Here is a 23,402-nt window from a genome sequence, read left to right on the forward strand (position 1 = left end):
GATCTTCGCCGCCATCGGCGCCCCGGGCGCGCTCGATGCCAATGCGTTCGTGACCGGCGCCGCCGCCGCGGACGCGTCGGACCGCATCATCTACAACAGCCTCACCGGGCAGCTCTTCTACGACGCAGACGGAAACGGCGCCGGCGCGGCGGTGCTGTTCGCCATCGCCAGCGGTGCACCGACGCTCGGCGCCGGCGACTTCGTGGTGATCTAGAAAGGAGCGTCCCTGCCGCCCGGGGGCGGGAGGCGCGCTTCAGGCTATTCGGTGACCTGCAGCTCGCTCATCGCGGCCTTGCGGGCCTCCGTCTCGGCACGCATGCGGCCGGTCCGTTCGACGCGGGCCGCCATCTGCTCCCACGCCTCGGCGGCGCGCAGGCAACGGTCGCGGACATTCTGGAGAGGGGTGGCTTCAGCATCGCGGCGCGCCTCGGCGGCGCGCTCCAAATAGAAATCGTGATGGGTGGACATCGAGAATCCTGATTCCAAGAGAATGGGTTAAACATAGGCGCTCAGGCCAAAAATCGCAAATCCGGGGCTATTCGTCCGCGGAAAGCAGCGCGCCCAGCTTCTTCGGCGCGACCGCCCGGTAGCTTTCGGCGAGCCAGCGTTTCATGAGGTCGAGGTCGGGCTTCTCGCCGGGCGCGAAGCGGCAGCTGATCCAGCCCGACTTGCCGAGGCCGTAGCCTGCCGGGGAGGCGAAATCGAACATTTCGGCGAAGTCGCGGCTCACCGGCAGCTTTACGGTCAGGCTGAACAGGCCGTCGGTCTCGTCGAGCCAGACGAAGGTCTTGCCCTTCACCTTGAGCGCGGTGTGGCCCCACGGGTGATCCTCCTCCGCCTCCGGAAAGGCGAGGCCATGGGCGCGCAGCGCCGCGAAAGCGCCGCTCATTGCATGAGATCCGCCATGAAGGGCGGATCCGGGATCGTCGCCGCAGCATCGTGCAGCAGGTCTCCCCAGCGCGCGGAGAGATCGTTGAAATAGGGATCGTTCTCGCCGACCCGCCGGGTCAGCACCTTCGAGGTCGGCGATGCCGGCATCACCATCAGGTCGAGCGGGCGGCCGACGGCGAGATTGGAGCGGATCGAGGCGTCGAAGGAGAGGAAGGCGATCTTCATCGCCTCGGGCAGGGGCGTCGACGGCTTGATCGTCCGGTCCAGCATCGGCCGGCCATATTTGGTCTCGCCGATCTGGAAGAAGGGCATGTCCGGCTTGCACTCGATGAAATTGCCGGCCGAGTAGATCAGGAAGAGGGCGGGGGGCGCATTGCCGATCCGCCCGCCGAGCAGCAGCGAGGAGGTGCCGGAGATCTTGATCGAGGCCAGGGCCTTGCCGACCGTGGCATTGGCGAGCTGCATGGCGTCGCCGACCAGCTGGGCGGCGCGGAACATCGAGGTCGGCTCGGCGATCGTGCGCATGATCGCCCCGTCCTCGCCCGTCGGGATGCCCTCGCGCAGCATCGAGATGACGGTCTGGGTGGTGGAGAGATTGCCCGCCGAGGCCGCGTAGATGACCCGGTCCTCGGTGTCGGCGAGGCAGTGCAGTTTGCGGAAGGAGGAGATGTCGTCGACGCCGGCATTGGTGCGCGTGTCCGCGATCATGATCAGGCCAGCGTCCAGCAGCATGCCAAGGCAATAGGTCATCCGCGCCGCAATCCTCTTGTTCAGCCCTGGATCTGGGACTGGCTCTGCCCCGTCGCCTCGCTGACGCGCACCTCTACCCTGAGTCGCTCGTCGCCGCCACCCGCGCGCGCGCCGACGATGGGGGCGGCGTCGCGATAGTCGAGCCCGCAGGCGACGCGCAGATAGGCGTCGTCCGTGCTGATCCCGTTGACCGGATCGAAGGCGACCCAGCCGAGATCGTCGATCCAGGCTTCGGCCCAGGCGTGTGCCGCCTCCTGGTCCTTCTGCCCGTCGCGGCGGAAAAGATGGCCGGAGACGTAGCGCGCCGGAATCCCGCCGAGACGGGCCGTGGCGATGAAGATGTGGGCGAAGTCCTGGCAGACGCCATGGCCTTCCGCCGCGGCCTGTTCGGCGCCGGTCTCGACCTCGGTCGCCGCGGTGTCGAAGCGGAGGCCCGAATGGATCCGGCCGACCAGCCGGTGCAGGCGCTCGATGTCGCCGCCGCGGCCGTCGCAGGCGTCGGCCAGGGCCTGGATCGCCGGGCCCGGCTGGGTCAGCGGGGTGGAGCGCAGGAAGATTTCGGGCGGCAAATCGTGCGGTAGGCCCTGGACGATGCCGTGCTTGTCCTCGGTCAGCACCCGGCCGGCGATCGAGATGGTGAGGCTCGATGTCGGGCTGTCGACGTAGAGCATATGGGTGACGTTGCCATAGCCGTCGCGGCCCTCGCGCAGCTTCGCGTCATGATCGACGTCGACCCGCCAGTCGAGCACCGACTGGCCGGCGAAGCTGCGCGGCTCGACGCGGAGCAGCTGGATCACCCGCCGGACGGGCTCCGCATAGGTATAGGTGGTGGAATAATGGACGGAGAGGCGCATCAGCCGAACCGGAACTGGCGGGCGATCGCCTGGTCGAGCGCCGCATTGTCGCGGACATAGGCGTGCAGCCATTCGTGCAGGCCTTCCTGCACGACATGCGCGATCTTCAGGGACTGGATGCGGTCGAGCCGCTTGCGGGCGAGCCGGTCGGCGGCGCCCTGGCGGCCCGAACGGTTGGCGAAGGCGGAGAGCAGGTCGACGGTCTGCTCGGCGGACGCGGCCAGGGAGCGCGGCATCTCGGCGCGGAAGATCAGGAAGTCGGCGACCCGCCAGGGCTTGAGCGGGCCCGAATAGATGTGGCGATAGGCGGTCTTGGCGGAGACGATCTGCAGCAGGGTCGACCATTGGTCGCGGTCGAGCGCGCCGCCCACCTCCTGGCCGGGCGGCAGCAGGAGATAATATTTGACGTCGAGCAGGCGCGCCGTGTTGTCGCCGCGCTCGATCGCCGCGCCCAACTGCATGAACCAGCTGCCCTCGGAGCGCAGCATCCGGCCGAGCGCGCCCTCGAAGCCGCGGATCTCGGCCTTGAGGCTGTCGACGAGGTTGAGGCTGGCCTGGACGCCGCCGGGCCTGGTGCGGTCACGGATGACCAGCCAGGTGCGATTGATCGCCTCCCAGACCTCGACGGTGAGCGCGGTGCGCGCCGCCCGCGCATTGTCGCGCGCGGCGGCGAGGCAGGAGCGGACCGAGCCCGGATTCTCCGCGGCGAGGGTCAAATAGCGGCGGACATTGGCGGGGTTGAAGCTCTCGCCCGTCGTGCGGAAGGCCTGCGCGGCGCCGACCACGGACAGCGCGCTGCGCCAGGCCTGGTCGCTCTCCTCGTGGTCGCCGAGCGCGGCCAGGCGGATCGTCGCCTCGACCAGCCGGGTCGCGAACTCCGCCCGCTCCATGTAGCGGCCGATCCAGTAGAGGTTGGCGGCGGTACGCGAGAGCATCAGCCGGCGTCCTCGGGGGCGAGCACGAAGCTGTCCTTGGTGCCGCCGCCCTGGCTCGAGTTCACCACCAGGGAGCCTTCGCGCAGCGCCACCCTTGTGAGCCCGCCCGGGACGATGGTGACGCCCTCGCTGCCGGTCAGCACGAAGGGCCGGAAATCGACATGGCGGGGGGCGAGGCCCGTGTCGGTCAAGGTCGGCACGGTGGAGAGCGCGAGCGTCGGCTGGGCGATGTAGCGCTGCGGCTCGGCCTTCAGCGCCGCGCGGAACGCCTCGATCTCCTTCTTCGAGGCGGTCGGCCCGACCAGCATGCCATAGCCGCCGGAGCCGTCGACCAATTTGACGACGAGCTTGTCGAGATTGTCGAGCGTGTAGCGAAGCGCGTCCGGCTCGCGGCAGCGGAAGGTCTCGACATTGGGGAGCTTCGGCTCCTCGCCCGTATAATAGCGAACGATCTCGGGCATGTAGGAGTAGATCGCCTTGTCGTCGGCGATGCCGGTGCCGGGCGCGTTCACCAGCGTGACGTTGCCGGCCAGCCAGGCGGCCATCAGCCCCGGTACGCCGAGCGCGCTGTCCGGGCGGAAGACGAGCGGATCGAGAAAAGCGTCGTCGATCCGCCGGTAGATGACGTCGACCTTCACCCGGCCGTGGATGGTGCGCATCCAGACCTGGTCGTCGTCCACCTCCAGGTCCGAGCCCTCGACCAGCTCGATGCCCATATTGTCGGCGAGGAAGCTGTGCTCGTAGAAGGCCGAGTTGAAATGGCCCGGCGTGAGCAGCACGCAACAGGCGTCGCCGGGCCGCGGCGAGACCGATTGCAGCGTGTCGCGCAGCAGCTCCGGATAGGAATCGACCGGCTCGACCGGGAGCGCGTCGAACAGCTCCGGGCAGAGGCGCAGCATCGCCTCCCTGTTCTCGAGCATGTAGGAGACGCCCGAGGGCGTGCGCGCATTGTCCTCGAGCACGAAGAAGTCGTCCGGGCCCGTGCGGACCAGATCGATCCCGCAAATATGGGCATAGACGCCGTGCGGCGCGCGGGCGCCGGCCACCGGGATGCAATATTGGCTGTTGCCGAGCACGATGTCGGCCGGGACGATCTTGTCGGCGAGGATCTTGCGGGCGCCGTAGACGTCGTCGATGAACAGGTTGATCGCGCGCACGCGCTGCTCGAGGCCGGCGGAGAGGTTGGCCCATTCGCGCGCCGAGAAGACCCGGGGCACGATGTCGAAGGGAATGATCCGCTCGGCCGCTTCCTCCTCGCCATAGACGGCGAAGGTGATGCCAAGCGAGCGGAAGGCGGCCTCGGCGGCCTGCTGGCGGCGGAGCAGCTCAGTGTCGCTGAGGTCGGCGAGCCAGGCGGCGACGGCCTCGAAATCGGGGCGCGCGGTGCCGGCGGTGTCGCCCCACAGCTCGTCGAACGGCCGCGCCTTCGCCATCGCCCCTCGCTCGTCCGCCGCACGGGATCGTGCGGCGCAGGGCGACAATGCACGAAAGGCAAATTCGGGCCAATCCATTCCGCGCCGCAGCAACTAATCGGCGTGACGCGGGGGAAGGGGAGGATTATCGTTCCGTCATGCCAACGACTCTCCCGACGGAACTCGTCGTCCTCACCTGGGGCTGCATCCTGGCCTTCATCCACATCATCGTCGCCGTGCAGGCGAAGACCCGGCAATACGGGACCAAATGGAATCTCGGCGCGCGGGACGAGGAGCTGCCGCCGCTCGATCCGATCGCCGGGCGGCTGGCGCGGGCGCAGGCCAATTTCTTCGAGACCTTCCCGATCTTCATCGCCGCGGTCGTGCTCGCGCTGACGCTGGGCAGCACGGAGTGGACCCGGCTCGGCGCCTGGGTCTGGCTGGCCGGCCGCGTCGCCTATCTGCCGCTCTATGCGTTCGGCGTGCCCTATCTGCGCAGCTTCGCATGGATCGCCAGCCTGGTCGGCATCATCATGGTGATGCTGCCGGCGCTGAAGCTGTTGTTCTAGCGCCCCGAAAGAGAAACCGGCGCCCGCATTGCTGCGGACGCCGGCTCGCCCCTCGCAAAAGTCCCGTGGTCAGGCGACCTGCGCCGCCTGGCCGTCCTCGGGCTCGCGCAGCACATAGCCGCGGCCCCAGACGGTCTCGATATAATTGTCCCCGCCGCAGGCGAGGCTGAGCTTCTTGCGAAGCTTGCAGATGAAGACGTCGATGATCTTGAGCTCGGGCTCGTCCATGCCGCCATAGAGATGGTTGAGGAACATCTCCTTGGTGAGCGTCGTGCCCTTGCGAAGCGAGAGCAGCTCCAGCATCGCATATTCCTTGCCGGTCAGGTGCACGCGGGCGCCGTCGACCTCGACCGTCTTGGCGTCGAGGTTCACGGCGAGCTTGCCGGTCTTGATCACCGACTGGCTGTGGCCCTTCGAGCGGCGGACGATGGCGTGGATGCGCGCGATCAGCTCGTCGCGGTGGAACGGCTTGGTGACATAGTCGTCGGCGCCGAAGCCGAGCGCGCGGACCTTGGAGTCCATCTCGGCGACACCGGAGAGAATCAGGACGGGCGTGCCGACCTTGGCCGTCCGGAGCTTCTTCAGCACGTCATAGCCGTGCATGTCCGGGAGGTTCAGGTCCAGGCAGATGATGTCGTAATCATAGAGCTTGCCGAGATCGAGGCCCTCTTCGCCCAGATCGGTGGTGTAGACGTTGAAGCCCTCGTTGGTGAGCATCAGCTCGATGGCTTTGGCCGTGGTCGGCTCGTCTTCGATCAGCAGAACGCGCATGGATGGCCTCCTGTCGCGAGGAGCCAAACGCCCCGGCCCCCTCGACGCTCATTAATCTTTACCGATGTGAAGGCAAAAGGTTAATTTGGTATTAATACCGTAGAATCCGGGACTAAGCCGGACTCGTTGCTTATCCGCCACGGTCGTGGCAGGGCGCCGCCGATGCGCTTCCGGGAAGACAGTGTGCTTTTCATCGATGGCGAGGCGATCGTGATCGACAAGCCGGCGGGGCTGGCCGTGCATCCCGGTGCGCGAACCCGCGAGAGCCTGGAAGACTATCTTCACCATCTTCGTTTCGGATTTCACCGTCTGCCCCAGCCGGTCCACCGGCTCGACCGGGACACGTCGGGCTGCCTGCTGCTTGCGCGCAACCCGAAGGCGCACAAGGCCTTCCAGCACGCCTTCGAGGAGAAAAGGGTCGAGAAGGCCTATGTGGCGGTGCTGGATGGCGTGCCCGAAGCGGAGAGCGGGACGGTCGATATGGCGCTGGGCAAGATCTCGACCGCGGCAGAGGGCTGGCGGATGGTGGAGGACGCCAGGGGAAAGCATGCGGTGACGCACTGGCGGGTCGTGACCGTCCGCGACGGGCGGGCGCTGGTGCTGTTCACGCCGGAAACCGGCCGCACCCACCAGATCCGCGTCCATGCGGCGTCGGGGATCGGCGTGCCGATCGCGGGGGACCCGGTCTATGGCAGAGGGAAGGGGCCGATGCTGCTCCATGCCTTGTCGCTGAAGGTGGACCGCGGCGCCAAGCCGCCGGTCGAGGCGAGGGCGCCGTTGCCGCCGACCTTCGTCCAGGCGGGATTCGGCGATGCCCTATGAGTTGCCCGAGGAGGCTTTGTCCGAGACGTTTCTGGCCGCGTCGGGGCCGGGCGGCCAGAACGTCAACAAGGTGGCGACCGCCTGCCAGCTGCGCTGCGACGTCTTCAAGCTGGGGCTTGCGCCTCATGCCTGTCAGCGGCTCAAGGAGCTGGCCGGGTCGCGGATGACCGGGGGCGGCGAGATCATCATCACCGCCCGCTCGCACCGCACGCAGGAGGGCAATCGCGCCGAGGCGCGGGCGAGGCTGGCGGAATTGATCGAGAAGGCCCACATCCGCCAGGCGAAGCGCCGGCCGACCAGGCCGAGCCGGGCCGCCAGGGCGAAACGGGTGGACGAGAAGAAGGCGCGGAGCAGTGTGAAGCAGGGACGCGGGAAGGTAAGACTGGACTGATGTACGACTTCAGGATCGAGGCGGCGGACAAGGCGTCGCTTTATGCCGAGCTGATCGCAGCGGCGGGCGCGCTGACCGACGGCGAGCCGGACGCGGTCGCCAACATGGCCAATGTCGCGGCCCTGCTCTGGGAGAGCCTGCCGGAACTGAACTGGGCGGGCTTCTACCGCAATGTCGGCGGCATGCTGGTGCTCGGCCCGTTCCAGGGCCGTCCAGCCTGCATCCGCATCCCCTTCGGCAGGGGCGTGTGCGGCGCCGCGGCGGCGACGCTGGAGCCGCAATGCGTGGCCGACGTCCATGCCTTTCCGGGCCATATCGCCTGCGACGCGGCCAGCCGCTCCGAGCTGGTCGTGCCGATCGTGGCGGAGGGCCGGCTGCTCGGCGTGCTCGACCTCGACAGCCCCGCGCCGGGCCGCTTCGATCAGGAAGACGTCGAGGGCTGTGTCAAACTGATACAGCGTCTCGAAACGGCACTGGCCAGCATGGCGGAAGAGGGAACGAGAGGGTAAAAGACCGGTTCACGGCGCTCGGTCCGCAAGGCGGAGCGGCAATGCGAACAAGGGGATTACCTCCATGCGCAAGTTGAGTCTGACCCTGCTGGCAGCGAGCACGATGCTTATCGCCGGCATCGCCATCGCCCAGCCCGGACCCGGGGCGCGCCCCGGCGCCACCTGGCGCGGCGGCAATATGGGCGGCCACGTCCAGATGCGCGGCGGCCACAACATGCAGATGCGCGGCCAGGTCCGGACCGGCGGCGGCTTCCGGGCGCATGGCGGGAACAATTTCCGCTTCCGGGGCGGCGGCCATGTCCGCGGCGGCCACAATTTCGGCTTCCATCGCTGGGGGCGGCATCCGGGCCGCAACTTCCGGCATCATCGCCTGCGCCGCGGCGGCAATATCCATTTCTTCTGGTTCGCCCCGCAATTCCATATCGGCAACTGGCAGGCCTATGGCTTCTATGCGCCGGGCGACGACCAGCGGTGGGTCCGCTATTATGACGATGCCTATCTGATCGACGCCCACGGCCGGGTGATCGACGAACGCTACGGCGTGAACTGGAACCGCTATGGCGAAGAGTGGGAAGAGCATGACGGCGTTCCCGGCTATCGTGGACGGTGGCGCGAGAGCAGCGACGAGGAAGGCTATGCCGAGGATTATGCGTCCGAGGATCATGGCGAGGATTATGGCGAGGAAGGCGGCGACATGCGCGAGCATCATGTCGAGATGCGCGGGCATGGCGGGATGATGCCGCCGCCGGGCTATGGCCCGCCTCCTCCGGGCACGCGCGTCTATGGCGGCGGCTATGGCTACGGCTATTACGCCTATCCGATCGTGATCGAGACGGTCACCACCACGGGCAGCAGCGGCTACACCGAGGAGATCGTCGAGGAATATGTCGAGACCCGGCAGCGCCGCCGGGCCCGCCGGCCGCGGGCGCGCTGCGCCTGCAGCCGTCCGGCGCCGCGCCCGGTGATCCGGCGTCCGGCTCCGCCCCGTCCGCGTCCCGGCGAGCGCGGCTAGACGACACTTTCAGGGGGATCGGAAGGCCCTCTCCGGGAAACCGGGGAGGGCTTTTCGATTCAGGTCAGGCGCTCGAGGGCAGCCTCGTCGAGCGCCGCAGGCACGATGATCAGGAGGCAGGGCAGGCTGCCGGCCGCGGCGCCCGCGAAATGGCTGATCAGCGGGCCCGGACCGCCTTCCGCGGCGGCGGCGAGCACGAGCGCGCCGATATCGTCACGCTCGGCCAGCAATTCGGTCACGACCTTGATCCGGTCGCCCTGGCGGACGGTGACGGCGGGCCTGATGCCGGCCTCCTCGACGATCGAATCCTTGGCCTGGACGAGCATCGCCTCGGCGCGCAGCCGCGCCTCCTCCTCCAGCGCCTCCTGGACCGCGCCCCACTGGACGAACTCCTGCGGCTCGATGAGGGCGAGCAGCTCGACGGCGCCGCCGGTCCGCGCAGCGCGCCGCGCCGCATAGCGCAGCGCCGTGCGCGCCTCCTCGGTCTCGTCCATCACTACCAGATAGGACCGCATCGGCTCTCCTTCGCGCCACGCCTGCGCCAGAACGCGCTTTCGCGCAAGCGGCCCTTCGACGAAGCCGGGAGGGACAGGCTCAGGACAGGCTTGCCATTATCGGGCCTTTGCTGTTTGAGCGGCTGGCGTCCCCCGTTCGCGAAAAGGAAAGCCCGCTTTCATGCCGATCGAACTGAAGATGCCCGCTTTGTCCCCGACGATGGAGGAAGGGACGCTGGCCAAATGGCTGGTGAAGGAGGGCGACACGGTCGCCTCGGGCGACATCCTCGCCGAGATCGAGACGGACAAGGCGACGATGGAGTTCGAGGCGGTCGACGAGGGGACGATCGCGAAAATTCTGGTGCCCGAGGGCACGGACGAGGTGAAGGTCGGCACCGTGATCGCCTTGATCGCCGCCGAGGGCGAGGATGCAAGCGCCGCGGCCAGCGCACCGGCGCCTGCTCCTGCTCCTGCCCCAGCCCCGGCGCCCGCACCGACCGCAGCGGCGCCCGCTCCGGCACCGTCGCCTGCCCCTGCTCCCGCTCCAGCTCCCGCCCCCGTTCCGGCAACCGCCGGTGACCGGGTGAAGGCGAGCCCGCTGGCCCGCCGCATGGCCGGGCAGCAGGGCGTCGACCTGGCCGGGCTGACCGGGTCCGGGCCCGGTGGCCGGATCGTGAAGGCCGACGTGGAAGGGGCGGTCGGCAAGGCGCCTTCGCGGGCTGCGGCGGCGCCGGCAGGCGCACCCGCTCCCGCCCATGCGGCGCCGGCGGTGGTCGAGACCGAGATCCCGCACGAGGCGGTCAAGCTCTCCAACATGCGCAAGACGATCGCGCGACGCCTGACCGAGGCGAAGCAGACCATCCCGCACATCTATCTCACCGTCGAGATCCGGCTCGACGCGCTGCTCAAGCTCCGCGGCGAGCTCAACAAGGGGCTCGAGGCGCGGGGCGTGAAGCTCAGCGTCAACGACATGCTGATCAAGGCGCTGGCCGTCGCCCTCGTTGAGGTGCCCGAGTGCAACGTCTCGATCTCCGGCGACCAGCTGCTGAAATACAGTCGGTCGGACATTTCCGTCGCGGTTTCCATCCCGAACGGCCTGATCACGCCGATCATCGCGGACGCCGGGAGCAAGTCGCTCTCCGCGATCTCGAAGGAGATGGCGGAGCTTGCGGGCCGGGCGAAGGAAGGCAAGTTGCAGCCGCACGAATATCAGGGCGGGACGGCGAGCATTTCCAACATGGGGATGATGGGGATTTCGCACTTCGCCGCGGTGATCAACCCGCCGCAGGGGATGATCATGGCGATCGGCGCGGGCGAGAAACGGCCCTGGGTGGTCGACGACAGCCTGCAGATCGCGACAATGATGAGCGCGACCGGCAGCTTCGACCACCGCGCGATCGACGGCGCCGACGGGGCGCGGCTGATGAAGGCGTTCAAGACGCTCGTCGAGAATCCCCTCGCCATGCTCGCCTGAGCGCCAAGCCAGGAATTTTGGGGGGAACCGGCCCCTCGCACGTTCATTTTCCGTTCGCTTTCTGCTGGCAAAAGGCGCAGCAAGAGCGGGAAGAGGATGAGCGCGTGGCCAGAACGCTCGAAGACTTCATGCTGAGGGGCGCCTGAGGTGGCGGTCGGCAAAGCCGCCATCGCCGGCGCCGTCGCCGCCCTCGGCCTGCCCTGGGCGTTCCGGGGCGGCGACGGCCAGCTCGCCGACTGGGTGCAGACCGGCGCGGTCCATTTCAACATCGCCGGCCTCCAGTTGATCTGGTCCTGGCCGATCTTCTGCATTGTAACCCTGTTCGCCTGGGCGCTGATCGCCTGGGCGGGGCGGACCTGACCCAGCGCTTGCGCCGCGCGTCCGGCAGCTCGCCCATCATCCTCGTCCCCGCTTTGGTCGCGGCCGCCACGGCGCTCGTCTGGTGGTCGGAGCTGCCCAGTCCGGAGCCGGCCGAACCGGCCGTCTTCGACTGAGCTTGGCGGGCGGCCCCGGGGAGCATAGGCTGTTTCCATCAGGCAGCAGGGAGAGGCAAGATGCGGAGCATGGGAATTGCGGCGCTGACGGCATTGGGCGCGGGGGCGACGTTGCTGGCGACGGCGGCGAGCGCGCAGCCGGGGAGCCGGCCGGTCCGGATCGGGCTGGGCGGCAGCGACTTCGACGCCTGCCAGGTCTATGCGGAGGTGAGCGGGCTCAACCCGCGGGGGGACAATTTCCTCAGCGTGCGGGCATGGCCCGGGACCGGCACCCGGGAACTCGACCGGCTCGGACCCCGACAGCGCGTCTGGATGTGTGAGATCGAGATCGTGCCCGGCTGGACCGGCATCGTCTACGGACCGCGGGGCAGCACCGGCTGCGGCGTCGAAAGCCCGGTGCCGCGGCCGCGGGCCTATCGCGGCCCTTGCCGCTCGGGCTGGGTGTCGAACCGCTTCATCAGAGCGATTGCAGGCTGAGCCGGGGAGCGGGAGGATGCGGATGAGCTGGATCGGAGCAGCAGGCGCGGCTGCAGCCCTGGCGGCGGCCACGGTCGCGGTGGCGCAGCCGGGACAGGGGATCAGGCCGGTGCGGGTGGGCCTGGCGGGCAACGACCTCGACGCCTGCCTCAGCCTGGCCGAGGTGCGCGGGCTCGACCGCAACGGCGACAATTTCCTCTCCGTCCGCGCGCGCCCGTCGCGCGTCGCGCCGGCGCTCGACCGGCTCGGGCCCGGGCGGCAGGTCTGGGTCTGCGACGGCGACGCCGTGCCCGGCTGGACGGGCATCGTCTATGCGGCGGAGCCGGACCAGGAGTGCAATGTCGGCTCGCCGGTGGCGACGATCCGGCCCTATGCGGGCCCGTGCCGGCAGGGCTGGGTGGCGTCGCGCTACCTGACGGTGATCGCGGGCTGACTTGGGCAGCGAATTCGCCTTTGCGCCGGGCGCCTTCCTGCTCCGCTACGGCAGCGTGCTCGCCCTGTTCGTCGTCGTCGCCCTCTTCGCGCGCCGCCGCTGGGCCGCCGGGGAGGAGGAGAGGCGCGTGCGCGGCGTCCTCCTGTCCGGTCTGGTCTCGATCCTCGGCTTCCTCCTCTATTTCGGCGGGCCGATGGCGATCCTTGTCCCCTTCCTCCTCGTCTATGCGGGCCCTATCATCCTCATCTATCTGGTGATCCCGGCCTTCATTGCGGCCGCGCTCGCCGATCTGGGCCTGCGGGCGGCCGGAGCGGAGCGCACGCGCTTCTGGCTCGGCGCAGGGATCGTCGTCGCCGCCGCGATCGCGATCATCTGGATGGGCGTGGTCCTCCAGTGGGAGCTGTTCTTCGGCGCCGACGCGATCCTCGAATATGCGATCCTCGCGCTCGTGCCGGTTTCCACGGCCCTGGTCTGGTGGTCCTACCTGCCGCCCGCGCCGGACAATTATGCCGGGACCTTCGAATAGGGCCGTATTTGCACATCGGCGCGCGACGTGATTAAGGCCGGGGCGACCCTATCATCCCGGAGGCTCCATTGGCGGACAGCTACGATCTCATCATCCTGGGCTCGGGCCCCGGCGGCTATGTGGCGGCGATCCGGGCCAGCCAGCTCGGCCTGAAGACCGCGATCGTCGAGCGCGAGAAACTGGGCGGTATCTGCCTCAACTGGGGCTGCATTCCGACCAAGGCGCTGCTCAGGACCAGCGAGATCTATCACTACATGACCCATGCCGCGGCCTATGGGCTGAGCGCGGAGAAACCGGGCTTCGACCTGTCAAAGATCGTCGACCGCAGCCGGAAGGTGGCGGGGCAGCTCAACGCCGGCGTCAAGGGCCTGATGAAGAAGAACAAGGTGACTGTCGTCGAGGGCGACGGCGCGATCACCGGCAAAGGCAAGCTGGTCGTCACCGGCAAGGACGGGGCGAAGACCGAGCTCAACGCGAAGCATATCGTCATCGCCACCGGTGCCCGGGCCCGCGACCTGCCCTTCGCCAGGGCGGACGGGGAGCGGATCTGGACCTACCGCCATGCGATGGTGCCGAAGGAGATGCCGACCAAGCTGCTGGTGATCGGCTCGGGCGCGATCGGAGTGGAATTCGCCAGCTTCTATTCGGACATGGGCGCCGAGGTGACCATCGTCGAGATGCTGCCGCGCATCCTGCCGGTCGAGGACGAGGAAGTTTCCGCCTTCGTGCAGAAGGCACTCACAAAGCAGGGGATGAAGATCCATGTCGGCGCCGGCGTCGACGCACTGGAGGTCACCAAGACCGGCGTGAAGGCGACCGTCAAGGGCGTCGGCGCCGAGGAATATAGCCACGTCATCGTCGCCATCGGCATCGTTCCGAACACGGAGAATATCGGTCTCGAGGCGCTGGGCGTGAAGACCGACCGCGGCCATATCGTCACCGACGGCTATGGCCGCACCAGTGTCGAGGGCATCTACGCGATCGGCGACGTGACCGGGCCGCCCTGGCTGGCGCACAAGGCGAGCCATGAGGGCGTGGTCTGCGTCGAGGCGATTGCGGGCCAGAAGCCGCACCCGTTCGAAACCTGGAACATCCCGGGCTGCACCTATTCGCGCCCGCAGGTGGCCAGCGTCGGCCTGACCGAGGCCAAGGCCAAGGAGGAAGGCCGCAAGGTGAAGACCGGCAAATTCCCCTTTATCGGCAACGGCAAGGCGATCGCTTTGGGCGAGACCGAGGGGTTCGTGAAGACGGTGTTCGACGCGGAGACCGGGGAATTACTGGGCGCGCACATGGTGGGCGCCGAGGTCACCGAGCTGATCCAGGGCTATGTCGTGGCGCGGCAGCTGGAGACGACCGAGGCGGAGTTGATGGAGACGGTCTTCCCGCACCCGACGCTCAGCGAGATGATGCACGAGAGCGTGCTCGATGCGTACGGGCGGGTGCTGCACATCTGACGCTATCGGTGAACCGGTGGGTGTCTGCTACCCATTGCGGACATTCCCATCAGCCGGTCACGGAGTGCTTGAACTTCCAGCTTCGACCATCGGATGGGCCGCCGTTGAAGAGGATTACAATCTTGTCGATGTCTCCGTTCGGCCAGACGACAAGCTCGCGTTCATTGATGAAATTCACCTGCGAGGCATCGCCCGTCGCAGGGGCATTCCAGATCAGCGTTAGCTTGTCGCCGGGTTCAAGTTCGAAGCACTCAGGCCAGGGTTCAACCGAAACGTATATCGGATCGTCCCTGTCATTCTCGAAGGTCTGCTGCGTCCTCGCCACGTCGTGAGCCTATCTGACTGAATGACCGAGTTCCACCCCTTGCGGATATTCCTGCCCCTCTTGCAATGTCGGAAATGTTCCCCGCTTGTTCCGGGTTCGACTGGACCTCGGGACGGGACAATGGCGCAACAGGACAAACCGCGGCGGCGGCGGAAGGTGCGGCGCTTCACGGCGCCGCGGCGGGAGGCGTTTCTCGCCTTCCTGGCGAAGACGGGGAATCTCACGGCGGCGGCCGCGGCGGGTGTTCTCCGGGGTTCGGTAGGGTATGTAGCGCCGCGGACTATGTGTTCGGGTTAACGCCGCCGGTCATTTCAGCGAAAGCTGGAATCCCCCTGCCGTTGCCGCATAAGGGACAAACGAGTTTCCGGCTGCCGCTGGAATGACGAGGGGCTGATATGCTGAAATGGTTTGTCGGGCTGCTCCTGGCCCTCGCTCCTGCCGCGACGGCCGCGCAAACGCCCGTTCCGCGCAGCCCGGAGACCGTGGTCGTCACCGCGGACCGGATGATCGACGTGCTGGCCGGCCGCGTGGTCGAGGAGCCGGTGGTGGTGATCACCGGCGGGCGGATCGTCTCGGTGGTCGGGCGCGGCGGGGCGCGGCCGCTGATCCCCGCGGGGGCGCGGCGGATCGACCTGCCGGGGATGACGATCCTGCCGGGGCTGATCGACATGCACGTCCATCTCGACAGCTCGCCTTTTTACGGGCCCTATCAGGCACTGCAGTATACCGACCTGTTCATGACCGTGATGGGGCCGGGCCATGCCCGCGACATGCTTGCCGCCGGCTTCACCACCGTGCGCAACGTCGGCTCGTCCGATTTCTCGGATGTCGCCTACATGCAGGCGATCGACGAGGGGCGAATTCCGGGGCCGAGGGTCGTGCCCGCCGCCTATGCGCTGGGCGCGACCGGCGGCCATTGCGACGAAACCTTCCTGCCGCCGCGCCACCGCCGGCAAGTGCCGGGCATCGCGAACGGTCCGCAGGGGCTTCGCGACCAGGTCCGCGAGCAAAGGCGCAACGGCGCGCAGGTGATCAAGGTCTGCGCGACCGGCGGCGTCTTCTCGCGCAACACCGAGCCAGGGCAGCAGCAGCTTTCCGAGGAGGAGCTGCGCGCGATTGCCGAGGAGGCGCATATGTGGGGGCTGAAGGTGGCCGCCCACGCCCATGGCGCCGCCGGCATCCGCGCCGCGATCCGCGCCGGCATCGACACCATTGAACACGCAAGTCTGGTCGACGCCGAGGGAATCCGGCTGGCGCGCGAGCGCGGCACCGTGCTCGTCATGGACATCTACAACAGCGAATATACGCAGGAGCATGGCCGGGCGAACGGCATCCTCGAGGACAATCTCAGGAAGGACCGGGAGATCGCGCAGCTCCAGCGCGACAATTTCCGTGCCGCCCACCGGGCCGGCGTGCGCCTGGCCTATGGCACCGACGCCGGAGTGATGCCGCATGCCCTGGCCGGGCGGCAGTTCCGCTGGATGGTCGAGTACGGGATGACGCCGATGGAGGCGATCCAGGCGGCGACGCGCAATGCCGCGCAGGCGCTCGGGCGGGAGGCCGATGTCGGCGCGATCGCGGCCGGGCGCTATGGCGACATCGTCGCGGTCGCCGGCGACCCGCTGCAGAACGTCCGCTTGCTCGAGAATGTCGCGGTGGTGATCAAGGGCGGCGCCGTGGCCAGCGACCGGCGGAATGCCCCATAAGCAGCTGGCCCTAACCAGCATCAAAGTTTCGTGCTAAGGCGCCGTCATGGAGGAAAACGAGCCCAATCCCCCGCTCGTGGGGCTGATCATCCTGTTCATCGGCGCGGGCCTGATCGTGGTCGGCGTCGCGTTCCTGACTTATGGTCTCTACGCGCTGGTGGGGACGGGGCTCTGGCCGTCCTATCCGTTCAGCAAGATGCTGACCGAGATCGGCATCCCCCTGTCGCCGGGCCTGCCGGGCCCCCTCGCCTGGATCGTCGGGCAGAGCGCCTGCGTCGTGCTGCTGAGCGTCGGCGCCCTGATCGCCGCCCTGGGCGCCTGGCGGATCGCCAGCTTCCACCGGCGCCGCCGCCGCGAGGCGGAGGAGGCCGCCGCCGCGGCCTAGGGCCGCGCGCCCTCGCGCTGATAGGCCTCGACCAGAGGCTGGAAGTCCGGGAGGTCCGGGACCGCCGCGAAGCTGTGCTTCGCCGGGGTCGTCGCCCAGGGCAGCTTCTCCGCGGTGAAGGTCTCGATGAACGGCACGAACCAGCCATGCTCGTCGAGCATGGTCGGGCGCAGGTTCACGAACCAGTCCAGGCCGACCGGCCGGGTGAACATCCAGGTCAGGCAGTCCGGACAGAAATGATGCATGTCCCGGCTGAGCCCGCCTGGCACGGTCTCGCCCTTCGTCACTTCGAAGCCGTCCGCGGGAATGGCGAGCGAGAGCGAATAGGCGCTGGCGCTCATGCTCTGGCAGCCCGTGCAGTGGCAGGCGGCGGCGAGCAAAGGCGGCGTCGTGACCCTGAGGCGCACGCCGCCGCAGCGGCAGCCGCCGTCCCAGGGGAGCTTCCAGTCGTCCATCATCCGTTCCTCGGCCTGGTTCAGCGGCGGATGCGCACCACCGTCCGATAGTGATCGAGCAGCTCGGCGCCGCCGCCCTCATAGGTGAAATGCCTGGCCAGGCGAAAGGCGCGGCCGTCCCAGGTCCAGTCGGTCCTCGAGCCGCAGCTGCCGGCGCAACTATGGCCGCCCGAGGACAGGATCGCGGTGCGCGCATTCCATTCCAGGTCCGTATAGACGCCGTCGCCATTGTCGCCGCCATCCTCGCCCGGCGCCCGCGGCAGCACGACCGCGCTCGCCCGGTGCGGCGCCGCGCGCGGGGCGCGGAGCAGGAGGGTCGCAAAGCCGGTGTTGAACAGGCGGCAGCCGAGGAAGACGAGCACCTCGTCCCGGCCCAGCGCGACCGCGCTGTCCTGCGCCCGGGCATGCTGGGTCGTCTCGCAATCGCCGCGGCGCAAGGCGGCGGCGCTGGCGCGGCGGACGGCGGCGGCGAAGCCGCGCGGCACCGGCGCGGTCGCGGGGCGCGGCACCCGGAGGACCGGGACGGGCAAGGCCGCCGGCACGGCGGTGGCGGGGCGCGCGCCGGGGCGGACGGAGGCGCTGATCGTGCCGGCGCGGCCCTGCACCTCGTCCATCGCCAGCAAGGCGGCGGTCAGCCCGGCCAGCGAGACTTCGAGCGTCTCGCCGCCGGCGCGGTAGCTGACGGTGCGGGCGGGGGCGATCGCCCAGAGGAAGGTCAACGCCGCCTGGCCCTGCAGCCTCGCGCTCTCCCCGGGCCGGTCCAGCCGCCAGCCGCCGGGCGCGACGCCGCCGGTCACCCGGATCGAGGCGATGTCGGGAATGGAGGTGTCGGCGGTCGGTTCCTGGCCGTCGAGGACGACGAGCACCGTGCCGTTCGGCCCCGGATCGCGCCGGACCATCAGCGAGCCCCCGGCCCCGGTCGCCTGCGCGCGGCACACTTTCGTGTTGTCGCAGACCAGCAGCCAGTCCTGGAAGCGGCGCTCGACCGGGCGCGCGCCGAGCAGGCCGGCCTCCGCCGGACGCTGGGCGGGCGCCGACGCCGGCAAGGCGATGGGAAGAGCGAGGGCGAGGAGCGCGAGCGCGCGGGTCGGGCGGATCATCGGCACACCCTATCTCAGGGGTTGAACTCCGCAAGCCTTTGGCAATTGTCGGACCGCATGCCGGCGCTCGACAGGGACAGGGTCTATCGCGATTTCGCCCGCGCGGTGAACATGACGCCGGCCGAGCTGGAAGACTGGCTGCAGAGCAAGCAGAGCCGGGCGGTCGGCTGGAAGGCCGACGGGCGGGACGAGAGCATCGGCCATGCCTCCGGGCGGCGGATCGTCACTCTGCTGCGGACGCAGAAGGCGGCGCTCACCGACGAGGATTATGCGCATATGCGCAAGGTCGTCGGCTATGTCGCCCGCCACAGGGCGCAGCGGCCCGAAAATGTGGTGACCTCGCGCTGGCGCTACAGCCTGATGAACTGGGGACATGATCCGCTGAAGGAATGACCTAGCGGCCGGTGGCGTAGCGCTGGATCGTGGCGCCGACCTCGCGGACGATCAGGTCGAGCGGCAGCGCGACGACCGGCGGCAGCTTCAGCACGTAGCGGGTCAGGGCGAGGCCGAGCAGCTGGCTCGCGACCAGGCCGGCACGCGCCGGGGCAGTCTCGGGGGGACCGGCGGCGGCGACGGCGGGGAGCACCTGGGCGCGGAAGATGTCGCGCAGGCGCGCCCCCGCCTTGTCGTTCGACGCGGCCGACCGCAGCAGCACCGGCATGCCGCCGCCGCCCTGCTCGCCCTCCCATTGCAGCAGGAAGTGGCGGACCAGGGTCTCGCCGACCGAATCGGGCGCGACTGCGCCGAGGTCGGGCAGGCGCAGATCGGGCATCGCGACCAGGGTGAAGAGCGCTTCCTTGCTGCCGAAATAGCGAATGACCATGGCCGGATCGATGCCTGCCCTGGCGCCGATGTCGCGCACCGTCGTCCGCTCGAAGCCATTGTCGGCGAAGAGCTTTCTGGCAGCGTCTTCGATCGCCTGCCGGGTCCGGATTGCCTTGGGGGTGCTGCCGCGGGGTCTGGTCATGCGGGCTATTTGACAACACCTGTTGACAAATTCAAGCGGGCAAATTAGTCAACGCTCGTTGGCAAATCTGAAAAGGAGCTTTCGCCATGTTGCCCGCTTATGTTGACGTGCTGATCGTGGGTGCCGGCCCCACCGGGCTTGCGCTGGCCAACAAGCTGCAGAAGCACGGGGTCGACCATGTGCTGATCGATGCGCTGGAGGCGGGGCAGAATCAGAGCCGCGCCGCCGTCATCCATGCCCACACGCTGGAAATGCTTGCGGACACGGGCCTCGCCGCGCCGCTCATGGCAGAGGGCAGGCCGGTCTCCCGCTTCACCATCCGCGACCGCGACCGGGCCTTGCTCGGCATCGACTTTGCCGGGCTGCCCAGCCTGTTCCGCAACCTGCTGATGATCCCGCAGTCCACGACCGAGGCGATCTTCGCCGGACGGCACGCGGCGTCCGGCGGCAGCATCAGACGCGGCGTCTCCGCCGTCTCGGCCCGGGCCGGCGGCCGCGGCGCCATCGTCCGCGTGAAATCGGCCGGCGGCGAGCAGGAGATCGAGGCGCGCTATGCGGTCGGCGCCGACGGGATGCACAGTCGCATTCGCGAGGCGGCCGGGATCCCCTTCGACGGCGCTCACGACGCCCACAGCATGGTGCTCGCCGACGTGCGCATGGACTGGCCGCTGGGCGTCGAGGAAGTCTCCTTCCTGTTCGCGCCGGCCGGGATGGTGGTCGTGGCGCCGCTGCCGGACGGAGCCTTCCGGATCGTCGCCGAGCTGGACGGTGCGCCCGAGGAGCCGGGCCTGGCGGACATTCAGCAGCTGCTGGACATGCGCGGGCCCCGGTCCGGCAGTTGCCGGGTCCACGAGGTGATCTGGGGCTCGCGCTTTCGCGTCAGCCACCGGCTGGCCGCCGCCTATCGCAAGGGCCCGTTCCTGCTGATGGGCGACGCCGCGCACGTCCACAGCCCGGCCGGCGGCCAGGGCATGAACACCGGGCTGGTCGACGCGATCCTGCTGGGCGAGGCGCTGGTCCGCGTCGTGCAGGGCGGCGAGCCCCACGCTTTGCTCGACGGCTATGCGGCGGCGCGGCGGCCGGCGGCGGCGAAGGTGCTCTCGCTCGCGGGCATGCTCACCAGGGTGGCGACCCTGCGCTCGGCTCCGGGCAGGGCGCTGCGCAACCTGATCCTGCGCGTGCTGAACCATGTGCCCGCCTTCAAGCGCAGGCTGGCGATGAACCTCTCCGGCCTCAGCCGGCGCAATTTCGCCCGGCTGCCGGGGCCGACCGTCGCAATCGGAGCGGCAGGCCGGGCCCGTGGAACGGAAAGGCGCCTCGCCGCGTAACAGCCGCGAACCCGGCAGTGGAAGGACGCAGACGCATGAAAGGCTATGTCGACGATATCGAGCGGGCGACCCTCGCCAATGCGGACTTCCGCCGCGTTCTCTATACGGGGAAGAACCTGCAGCTCGTGCTGATGACGCTGCCCCCAGGCTGCGACATCGGCGAGGAGGTGCACGAGGACCGCGACCAGTTCTTCCGGATCGAGGAGGGGGAGGGCGTGGTCCGGATCGACGGCGTCGACAACCGGGTCGAGGACGATTTCGCGGTGATCGTGCCGGCGGGCGCGCGGCACAATGTCATCAACACCGGCGACGCCCCTCTCAAGCTCTACACGATCTACGGCCCGCCCGAACATAAGGACGGGGTGGTGCACCGGGACAAGGAGCAGGCCGAGCGGGACCATGACAATGACGAGTGGACCGGCGAGACGACGGAGTAGGCAGGGCGGCGCATCGATCCCTGATTAGTCATCCCGGCAGTCGCCGGGACCTATGAACTCTGTGCGACCGGGTATGGGAAAGCTGCCTCGCCTGCCCTCCAGGGATTGTGTTCATGGGTCCCGGCTGTCGCCGGGATGACTAATTCGTAGAGCGCCGCTTCTTTTCCTTCTTCCCGCCCAGCCATTTCGCCCAGTCGATCTTGGCGAGGAGCACCAGGCCGATCAGCATGATCACCTGGAGCGCAATTCCCCAGGGGCTGGTCAGCCCTTCCCTGAAGGCGTCGCCGATGCTGGTGGCGCGGAGGCCGGCGGCGGTGAAGACGTAGAGCGAATAGGAGATTGTCCGGCCCAGGAAGAAAGCTAGGATGAAGGGGAGGAGGCGCACGCCGGCCAGGCCCGCCGCCTCGAACAATTGCGCGGACGGGACCGGCGAGAGCGCGAACAGGCCGAGGGCGAGGATCGCGTTGCGGCGGTTCTTCTCCAGCGCCTCGCGGGCGGCCCTGAGGTTGCGCCGATATTTTTCCGGCAGCCGGTTGCCGAGCAGGCGGAAGGCCAGGGCGAGCAGCAGCCGGCCGGAGGCGGCGGCGGTCGCGGCGACCGGGATCAGCAGGGCCGGATGGATGTCCGTGTTCAGCACGTAGAGGACGAGGATCGCCCAGGTCGGCGGGCCGAAGGCCGGCAGCAGGTTCACGCCGAGCACGATCGCGAACAGGGTGAGCAGCTCGGTCATGGAAGGCTGTGGTAGCGGGCTCCGCGCGGGACGCAAATTTCCCGCTTGAAGTTGACGCAGCGTCAAGCGCTACTGGGCCGGGCCATGGACGATTTGATCGACATTCGCGACGTCGTGCGCCGCACCGGCCTGACCTCTCGCGCGCTTCGCTTCTACGAGGCGCGCGGGCTGATCGCGCCGTTGCGCACACATACCGGACGCCGGCTCTACGGGCCGGGCGAGCTGGAGCGCATCGCCCAGATCCTCGCGCTGAAGCGCGCGGGCCTGAGCCTCGCGCAGATCCAGCGGCTGACGGCGAAGCGGCCGCTCGACCTGAAGCGGCTGATCGAGGCGCAGCTGGAGGCGGTGGCGAGCCGCGAGGCGGAGCTCGCCGAGGCGAAGGCCTTGTTGCTCAACGTCAAGTCACGCATCGACCGCGGCGAGCCCGTCGATGCCGCGACCTTCTGCTCGCTGATCCGGAATGGAGATGCCGTCATGGCCGAGGAAAATTGGAAGAAAGTGACCGACCGCTATTATAGCGAGGCGGAGAAAGAGGAATGGGCGAGCCGGATGCCGGCCTTGCCCGAGGGCTTCGACATGCAGGCCTATAACAGGCAGTGGGAGGAGCTCGCCGCGCGGATCGAGGCGGCGCTGCCGCTCGACCCGAAGAGCGCGGAAGCCGGGGCCTTTTACGACGAGTGGCAGGCCCTGCTCGCGCCCTTCAGGGCGGTGGCGACGCCGGCGATGATGGCCGGCGCGACCAACCTCTACAACCGCATGGACGAATGGCAGGGCCAGCAGAAGCCGCCATTCTCGATGGCGGTCTGGCAGTTCATCGGCGAGGTGGGCGCCTGCCGGGCCGGGTAGCGGGGCAGGGCGGCGGCCAGGCGGGACCGGGGCTCAGGCGCACAGCGAAGAACTCGCCCGACCGGCCGTCGCCCCCTCGCCGCGAGAAGATGAAGGCGCGGCCGTCCGGGGTGATCATCGGTCCGATCCCGTCCACCCCGGCGACGCGGACCTTGTGCGTCCAGCCGCCGCGCGGCCCGCGCTCGAGCCGGAAGATGCCGCCGTCGGTGGCGAGCAGGGCCCAGCGCCCGTCGGGCGAGGGCTGCAATTCATATTCGGCGCCGGCGCTGTTGATTTCGGGGCCGGCATTTTCGACCTGCCAGCGGCCGCGGACGAGACGCGCCCGCCAGATGTCGTCGCTTCCGAGGCCGCCCTCGCGGCGCGAGCCGAAATAGAGCCAGCCGTCGGCCGCGGGCCGCGGAAACCACTCCACCCGGTCCGAATTGACCGGCGCGGGCAGGCGCTCGGGCGCCAGCCAGCGCCCGTCGCGGCCGCGGCGGACGCGCCAGATGTCGAGCGCCTCGGCGGCCATGGCGCCGGTGGCGCGGCTGGAGATGTACCAGAGCGTGCGACCGTCCGGGCTGAACCAGGGATCGGCCTCCAGCCCGGGCGCGGCAAGCGGCGCGGGCACGGCCTCGCTGCGGCCGCCGGGCCCGCAGCGACTGACGAACAGCCGCCAGCCCGAAAAGTCGCGCGCGCTGCGCACGAACCAGAGGTCGCCGGTCAGCGGATCCACGGCGGGATGCGATTCCCAGAGCGGGCTGGAAAGACCGGGCAGGTCGAGCCGGACGGCCTCGGGCGCAGCCGCGGGCTGCAGCAGCGCGGCCAGGAGGTTGAACGCGAGCATGGTCCGGACCTTAAGGCGCGGAGGGACGG

The 23,402-nt window shown here is 68.9% G+C and carries 32 protein-coding genes and 1 pseudogene; 19 read left to right on the top strand and 14 right to left on the bottom strand.

Going from position 1 to position 23,402, the window contains the following annotated elements:
• Positions 1-214, top strand: a pseudogene (locus tag VEC11_RS16580) (endo alpha-1,4 polygalactosaminidase); the annotation flags it as partial.
• 44 nt (positions 215-258) lie between these two features.
• On the opposite strand, the gene VEC11_RS16585 reads toward VEC11_RS16580, so the two are convergent.
• The 6 genes from VEC11_RS16585 to VEC11_RS16610 form a co-directional block, all read right to left on the bottom strand.
• Positions 259-468 carry a hypothetical protein gene (locus VEC11_RS16585; RefSeq protein WP_464134537.1) on the bottom strand — a complete coding sequence of 70 codons (210 nt, stop codon included), beginning with the start codon at positions 466-468 and terminating at the stop codon, positions 259-261.
• Positions 469-535: 67 nt separating this feature from the next.
• Positions 536-889 (bottom strand): MmcQ/YjbR family DNA-binding protein, encoded by a 354-nt coding sequence (locus VEC11_RS16590; protein ID WP_464134542.1) that lies wholly within the window; start codon positions 887-889, stop codon positions 536-538.
• The gene (locus VEC11_RS16595) at positions 886-1,623 is read right to left on the bottom strand and encodes a proteasome-type protease (RefSeq protein ID WP_464134546.1); all 738 of its coding nucleotides are present in this window, start codon (positions 1,621-1,623) and stop codon (positions 886-888) included. Before VEC11_RS16595 ends, VEC11_RS16590 begins: the two co-directional genes overlap by 4 nt.
• A 38-nt stretch (positions 1,624-1,661) precedes the next feature.
• Positions 1,662-2,495, bottom strand: a complete 834-nt coding sequence (locus tag VEC11_RS16600) for a transglutaminase family protein (protein ID WP_464134550.1) — start codon at positions 2,493-2,495, stop codon at positions 1,662-1,664.
• Positions 2,495-3,430: an alpha-E domain-containing protein gene (locus VEC11_RS16605; RefSeq protein WP_464134555.1), complete on the bottom strand. Its 936-nt coding sequence runs from the start codon at positions 3,428-3,430 to the stop codon at positions 2,495-2,497. Before VEC11_RS16605 ends, VEC11_RS16600 begins: the two co-directional genes overlap by 1 nt.
• Entirely contained in the window at positions 3,430-4,863 is a 1,434-nt protein-coding gene (locus VEC11_RS16610) for a circularly permuted type 2 ATP-grasp protein (protein WP_464134558.1), read from the bottom strand. Before VEC11_RS16610 ends, VEC11_RS16605 begins: the two co-directional genes overlap by 1 nt.
• A gap of 137 nt (positions 4,864-5,000) precedes the next feature.
• Between VEC11_RS16610 and VEC11_RS16615 the strand changes: the two genes are divergently transcribed.
• On the top strand, positions 5,001-5,411 hold the full coding sequence (locus tag VEC11_RS16615; RefSeq protein ID WP_464134561.1) for an MAPEG family protein: 411 nt from the start codon (positions 5,001-5,003) through the stop codon (positions 5,409-5,411).
• Between the two features lie 69 nt (positions 5,412-5,480).
• On the opposite strand, the gene ctrA is transcribed toward VEC11_RS16615, so the two are convergent.
• Positions 5,481-6,182: a response regulator transcription factor CtrA gene (gene ctrA / locus VEC11_RS16620; RefSeq protein ID WP_464134566.1), complete on the bottom strand. Its 702-nt coding sequence runs from the start codon at positions 6,180-6,182 to the stop codon at positions 5,481-5,483.
• 162 nt (positions 6,183-6,344) lie between these two features.
• On the opposite strand from ctrA, the gene VEC11_RS16625 reads away from it, so the two are divergent.
• From VEC11_RS16625 to VEC11_RS16640, 4 genes are all read left to right on the top strand, one after another.
• A complete protein-coding gene (locus VEC11_RS16625) occupies positions 6,345-7,004 on the top strand; it encodes an RluA family pseudouridine synthase (RefSeq protein ID WP_464134568.1) in 660 nt (219 codons plus the stop codon).
• A complete protein-coding gene (gene arfB / locus VEC11_RS16630; protein WP_464134571.1) occupies positions 6,994-7,395 on the top strand; it encodes an alternative ribosome rescue aminoacyl-tRNA hydrolase ArfB in 402 nt (133 codons plus the stop codon). The genes VEC11_RS16625 and arfB overlap by 11 nt, the downstream gene beginning before the upstream one ends.
• Positions 7,395-7,904, top strand: a complete 510-nt coding sequence (locus VEC11_RS16635; RefSeq protein WP_464134574.1) for a GAF domain-containing protein — start codon at positions 7,395-7,397, stop codon at positions 7,902-7,904. The genes arfB and VEC11_RS16635 overlap by 1 nt, the downstream gene beginning before the upstream one ends.
• A gap of 64 nt (positions 7,905-7,968) precedes the next feature.
• A complete protein-coding gene (locus tag VEC11_RS16640) occupies positions 7,969-8,916 on the top strand; it encodes an RcnB family protein (RefSeq protein ID WP_464134577.1) in 948 nt (315 codons plus the stop codon).
• A gap of 59 nt (positions 8,917-8,975) precedes the next feature.
• Here the strand turns inward: VEC11_RS16640 and VEC11_RS16645 are convergent, their stop codons facing one another.
• Positions 8,976-9,431 carry a universal stress protein gene (locus VEC11_RS16645; protein WP_464134580.1) on the bottom strand — a complete coding sequence of 152 codons (456 nt, stop codon included), beginning with the start codon at positions 9,429-9,431 and terminating at the stop codon, positions 8,976-8,978.
• A 160-nt stretch (positions 9,432-9,591) separates the two neighbouring features.
• Between VEC11_RS16645 and VEC11_RS16650 the strand changes: the two genes are divergently transcribed.
• From VEC11_RS16650 to lpdA, 7 genes are all read left to right on the top strand, one after another.
• Complete coding sequence (locus VEC11_RS16650; protein ID WP_464134582.1) at positions 9,592-10,884, top strand: pyruvate dehydrogenase complex dihydrolipoamide acetyltransferase; 1,293 nt, start codon at positions 9,592-9,594, stop codon at positions 10,882-10,884.
• Between the two features lie 147 nt (positions 10,885-11,031).
• Positions 11,032-11,244, top strand: a complete 213-nt coding sequence (locus VEC11_RS16655; RefSeq protein WP_464134585.1) for a hypothetical protein — start codon at positions 11,032-11,034, stop codon at positions 11,242-11,244.
• Positions 11,245-11,252: 8 nt separating this feature from the next.
• A complete protein-coding gene (locus VEC11_RS16660; RefSeq protein WP_464134587.1) occupies positions 11,253-11,378 on the top strand; it encodes a hypothetical protein in 126 nt (41 codons plus the stop codon).
• Positions 11,379-11,438: 60 nt separating this feature from the next.
• Positions 11,439-11,855, top strand: a complete 417-nt coding sequence (locus tag VEC11_RS16665; protein WP_464134590.1) for a hypothetical protein — start codon at positions 11,439-11,441, stop codon at positions 11,853-11,855.
• 22 nt (positions 11,856-11,877) lie between these two features.
• The gene (locus tag VEC11_RS16670; RefSeq protein WP_464134592.1) at positions 11,878-12,288 is read left to right on the top strand and encodes a hypothetical protein; all 411 of its coding nucleotides are present in this window, start codon (positions 11,878-11,880) and stop codon (positions 12,286-12,288) included.
• 1 nt (position 12,289) lies between these two features.
• Positions 12,290-12,814 carry a hypothetical protein gene (locus tag VEC11_RS16675; RefSeq protein WP_464134595.1) on the top strand — a complete coding sequence of 175 codons (525 nt, stop codon included), beginning with the start codon at positions 12,290-12,292 and terminating at the stop codon, positions 12,812-12,814.
• 68 nt (positions 12,815-12,882) lie between these two features.
• Positions 12,883-14,268 (top strand): dihydrolipoyl dehydrogenase, encoded by a 1,386-nt coding sequence (gene lpdA, locus VEC11_RS16680; protein ID WP_464134598.1) that lies wholly within the window; start codon positions 12,883-12,885, stop codon positions 14,266-14,268.
• Positions 14,269-14,317: 49 nt separating this feature from the next.
• On the opposite strand, the gene VEC11_RS16685 is transcribed toward lpdA, so the two are convergent.
• Positions 14,318-14,593 carry a hypothetical protein gene (locus VEC11_RS16685; protein WP_464134600.1) on the bottom strand — a complete coding sequence of 92 codons (276 nt, stop codon included), beginning with the start codon at positions 14,591-14,593 and terminating at the stop codon, positions 14,318-14,320.
• A 395-nt stretch (positions 14,594-14,988) separates the two neighbouring features.
• Between VEC11_RS16685 and VEC11_RS16690 the strand changes: the two genes are divergently transcribed.
• Both VEC11_RS16690 and VEC11_RS16695 read left to right on the top strand, forming a co-directional pair.
• Positions 14,989-16,299: a Xaa-Pro dipeptidase gene (locus VEC11_RS16690; RefSeq protein WP_464134603.1), complete on the top strand. Its 1,311-nt coding sequence runs from the start codon at positions 14,989-14,991 to the stop codon at positions 16,297-16,299.
• A gap of 46 nt (positions 16,300-16,345) precedes the next feature.
• Positions 16,346-16,684, top strand: coding sequence for a hypothetical protein (locus VEC11_RS16695; RefSeq protein ID WP_464134606.1), 339 nt, complete (start codon positions 16,346-16,348; stop codon positions 16,682-16,684).
• On the opposite strand, the gene VEC11_RS16700 is transcribed toward VEC11_RS16695, so the two are convergent.
• Both VEC11_RS16700 and VEC11_RS16705 read right to left on the bottom strand, forming a co-directional pair.
• Positions 16,681-17,139 (bottom strand): GFA family protein, encoded by a 459-nt coding sequence (locus tag VEC11_RS16700; RefSeq protein WP_464134608.1) that lies wholly within the window; start codon positions 17,137-17,139, stop codon positions 16,681-16,683. The two genes, VEC11_RS16695 and VEC11_RS16700, sit on opposite strands and share 4 nt — an antisense overlap.
• A 20-nt stretch (positions 17,140-17,159) precedes the next feature.
• Positions 17,160-18,239 carry a DUF1176 domain-containing protein gene (locus VEC11_RS16705; protein WP_464134611.1) on the bottom strand — a complete coding sequence of 360 codons (1,080 nt, stop codon included), beginning with the start codon at positions 18,237-18,239 and terminating at the stop codon, positions 17,160-17,162.
• 57 nt (positions 18,240-18,296) lie between these two features.
• Here VEC11_RS16705 and VEC11_RS16710 point away from each other — a divergent pair, with 57 nt between their 5' ends.
• On the top strand, positions 18,297-18,632 hold the full coding sequence (locus VEC11_RS16710; protein ID WP_464134613.1) for a DUF3140 domain-containing protein: 336 nt from the start codon (positions 18,297-18,299) through the stop codon (positions 18,630-18,632).
• 1 nt (position 18,633) lies between these two features.
• Here the strand turns inward: VEC11_RS16710 and VEC11_RS16715 are convergent, their stop codons facing one another.
• The gene (locus VEC11_RS16715; protein ID WP_464134617.1) at positions 18,634-19,206 is read right to left on the bottom strand and encodes a TetR/AcrR family transcriptional regulator; all 573 of its coding nucleotides are present in this window, start codon (positions 19,204-19,206) and stop codon (positions 18,634-18,636) included.
• Between the two features lie 86 nt (positions 19,207-19,292).
• Here VEC11_RS16715 and VEC11_RS16720 point away from each other — a divergent pair, with 86 nt between their 5' ends.
• The gene (locus VEC11_RS16720; RefSeq protein ID WP_464134622.1) at positions 19,293-20,534 is read left to right on the top strand and encodes an FAD-dependent monooxygenase; all 1,242 of its coding nucleotides are present in this window, start codon (positions 19,293-19,295) and stop codon (positions 20,532-20,534) included.
• 35 nt (positions 20,535-20,569) lie between these two features.
• The gene (locus VEC11_RS16725; protein WP_464134625.1) at positions 20,570-20,971 is read left to right on the top strand and encodes a cupin domain-containing protein; all 402 of its coding nucleotides are present in this window, start codon (positions 20,570-20,572) and stop codon (positions 20,969-20,971) included.
• Between the two features lie 139 nt (positions 20,972-21,110).
• Here VEC11_RS16725 and VEC11_RS16730 read toward each other — a convergent pair whose 3' ends face one another.
• The gene (locus tag VEC11_RS16730) at positions 21,111-21,701 is read right to left on the bottom strand and encodes a hypothetical protein (RefSeq protein WP_464134628.1); all 591 of its coding nucleotides are present in this window, start codon (positions 21,699-21,701) and stop codon (positions 21,111-21,113) included.
• Positions 21,702-21,785: 84 nt separating this feature from the next.
• On the opposite strand from VEC11_RS16730, the gene VEC11_RS16735 reads away from it, so the two are divergent.
• The gene (locus tag VEC11_RS16735) at positions 21,786-22,547 is read left to right on the top strand and encodes a MerR family transcriptional regulator (protein ID WP_464134631.1); all 762 of its coding nucleotides are present in this window, start codon (positions 21,786-21,788) and stop codon (positions 22,545-22,547) included.
• Here VEC11_RS16735 and VEC11_RS16740 read toward each other — a convergent pair.
• Positions 22,513-23,373, bottom strand: a complete 861-nt coding sequence (locus tag VEC11_RS16740; protein ID WP_464134634.1) for a TolB family protein — start codon at positions 23,371-23,373, stop codon at positions 22,513-22,515. The two genes, VEC11_RS16735 and VEC11_RS16740, sit on opposite strands and share 35 nt — an antisense overlap.
• Positions 23,374-23,402: the final 29 nt, after the last annotated feature.

It is taken from the genome of Allosphingosinicella sp. (assembly GCF_035626655.1).
GTDB lineage: Bacteria > Pseudomonadota > Alphaproteobacteria > Sphingomonadales > Sphingomonadaceae > Allosphingosinicella.

Excerpts from the sequence above, each read along its gene's own strand:
- VEC11_RS16690 (WP_464134603.1), top strand. The coding sequence starts at position 14,989 with ATGCTGAAATGGTTTGTCGGGCTGCTCCTGGCCCTCGCTCCTGCCGCG.
- VEC11_RS16705 (WP_464134611.1), bottom strand. The coding sequence starts at position 18,239 with ATGATCCGCCCGACCCGCGCGCTCGCGCTCCTCGCCCTCGCTCTTCCC.
- VEC11_RS16650 (WP_464134582.1), top strand. The coding sequence starts at position 9,592 with ATGCCGATCGAACTGAAGATGCCCGCTTTGTCCCCGACGATGGAGGAA.
- VEC11_RS16595 (WP_464134546.1), bottom strand. The coding sequence starts at position 1,623 with ATGCTGCTGGACGCTGGCCTGATCATGATCGCGGACACGCGCACCAAT.
- VEC11_RS16725 (WP_464134625.1), top strand. The coding sequence starts at position 20,570 with ATGAAAGGCTATGTCGACGATATCGAGCGGGCGACCCTCGCCAATGCG.
- VEC11_RS16610 (WP_464134558.1), bottom strand. The coding sequence starts at position 4,863 with ATGGCGAAGGCGCGGCCGTTCGACGAGCTGTGGGGCGACACCGCCGGC.
- VEC11_RS16720 (WP_464134622.1), top strand. The coding sequence starts at position 19,293 with ATGTTGCCCGCTTATGTTGACGTGCTGATCGTGGGTGCCGGCCCCACC.
- VEC11_RS16605 (WP_464134555.1), bottom strand. The coding sequence starts at position 3,430 with ATGCTCTCGCGTACCGCCGCCAACCTCTACTGGATCGGCCGCTACATG.
- VEC11_RS16715 (WP_464134617.1), bottom strand. The coding sequence starts at position 19,206 with ATGACCAGACCCCGCGGCAGCACCCCCAAGGCAATCCGGACCCGGCAG.
- VEC11_RS16670 (WP_464134592.1), top strand. The coding sequence starts at position 11,878 with ATGAGCTGGATCGGAGCAGCAGGCGCGGCTGCAGCCCTGGCGGCGGCC.
- VEC11_RS16740 (WP_464134634.1), bottom strand. The coding sequence starts at position 23,373 with ATGCTCGCGTTCAACCTCCTGGCCGCGCTGCTGCAGCCCGCGGCTGCG.
- VEC11_RS16735 (WP_464134631.1), top strand. The coding sequence starts at position 21,786 with ATGGACGATTTGATCGACATTCGCGACGTCGTGCGCCGCACCGGCCTG.
- ctrA (WP_464134566.1), bottom strand. The coding sequence starts at position 6,182 with ATGCGCGTTCTGCTGATCGAAGACGAGCCGACCACGGCCAAAGCCATC.
- VEC11_RS16700 (WP_464134608.1), bottom strand. The coding sequence starts at position 17,139 with ATGGACGACTGGAAGCTCCCCTGGGACGGCGGCTGCCGCTGCGGCGGC.
- VEC11_RS16645 (WP_464134580.1), bottom strand. The coding sequence starts at position 9,431 with ATGCGGTCCTATCTGGTAGTGATGGACGAGACCGAGGAGGCGCGCACG.
- VEC11_RS16640 (WP_464134577.1), top strand. The coding sequence starts at position 7,969 with ATGCGCAAGTTGAGTCTGACCCTGCTGGCAGCGAGCACGATGCTTATC.
- VEC11_RS16730 (WP_464134628.1), bottom strand. The coding sequence starts at position 21,701 with ATGACCGAGCTGCTCACCCTGTTCGCGATCGTGCTCGGCGTGAACCTG.
- arfB (WP_464134571.1), top strand. The coding sequence starts at position 6,994 with ATGCCCTATGAGTTGCCCGAGGAGGCTTTGTCCGAGACGTTTCTGGCC.
- VEC11_RS16710 (WP_464134613.1), top strand. The coding sequence starts at position 18,297 with ATGCCGGCGCTCGACAGGGACAGGGTCTATCGCGATTTCGCCCGCGCG.
- VEC11_RS16695 (WP_464134606.1), top strand. The coding sequence starts at position 16,346 with ATGGAGGAAAACGAGCCCAATCCCCCGCTCGTGGGGCTGATCATCCTG.
- VEC11_RS16590 (WP_464134542.1), bottom strand. The coding sequence starts at position 889 with ATGAGCGGCGCTTTCGCGGCGCTGCGCGCCCATGGCCTCGCCTTTCCG.
- VEC11_RS16625 (WP_464134568.1), top strand. The coding sequence starts at position 6,345 with ATGCGCTTCCGGGAAGACAGTGTGCTTTTCATCGATGGCGAGGCGATC.
- VEC11_RS16635 (WP_464134574.1), top strand. The coding sequence starts at position 7,395 with ATGTACGACTTCAGGATCGAGGCGGCGGACAAGGCGTCGCTTTATGCC.
- VEC11_RS16600 (WP_464134550.1), bottom strand. The coding sequence starts at position 2,495 with ATGCGCCTCTCCGTCCATTATTCCACCACCTATACCTATGCGGAGCCC.
- VEC11_RS16615 (WP_464134561.1), top strand. The coding sequence starts at position 5,001 with ATGCCAACGACTCTCCCGACGGAACTCGTCGTCCTCACCTGGGGCTGC.
- VEC11_RS16665 (WP_464134590.1), top strand. The coding sequence starts at position 11,439 with ATGCGGAGCATGGGAATTGCGGCGCTGACGGCATTGGGCGCGGGGGCG.
- VEC11_RS16585 (WP_464134537.1), bottom strand. The coding sequence starts at position 468 with ATGTCCACCCATCACGATTTCTATTTGGAGCGCGCCGCCGAGGCGCGC.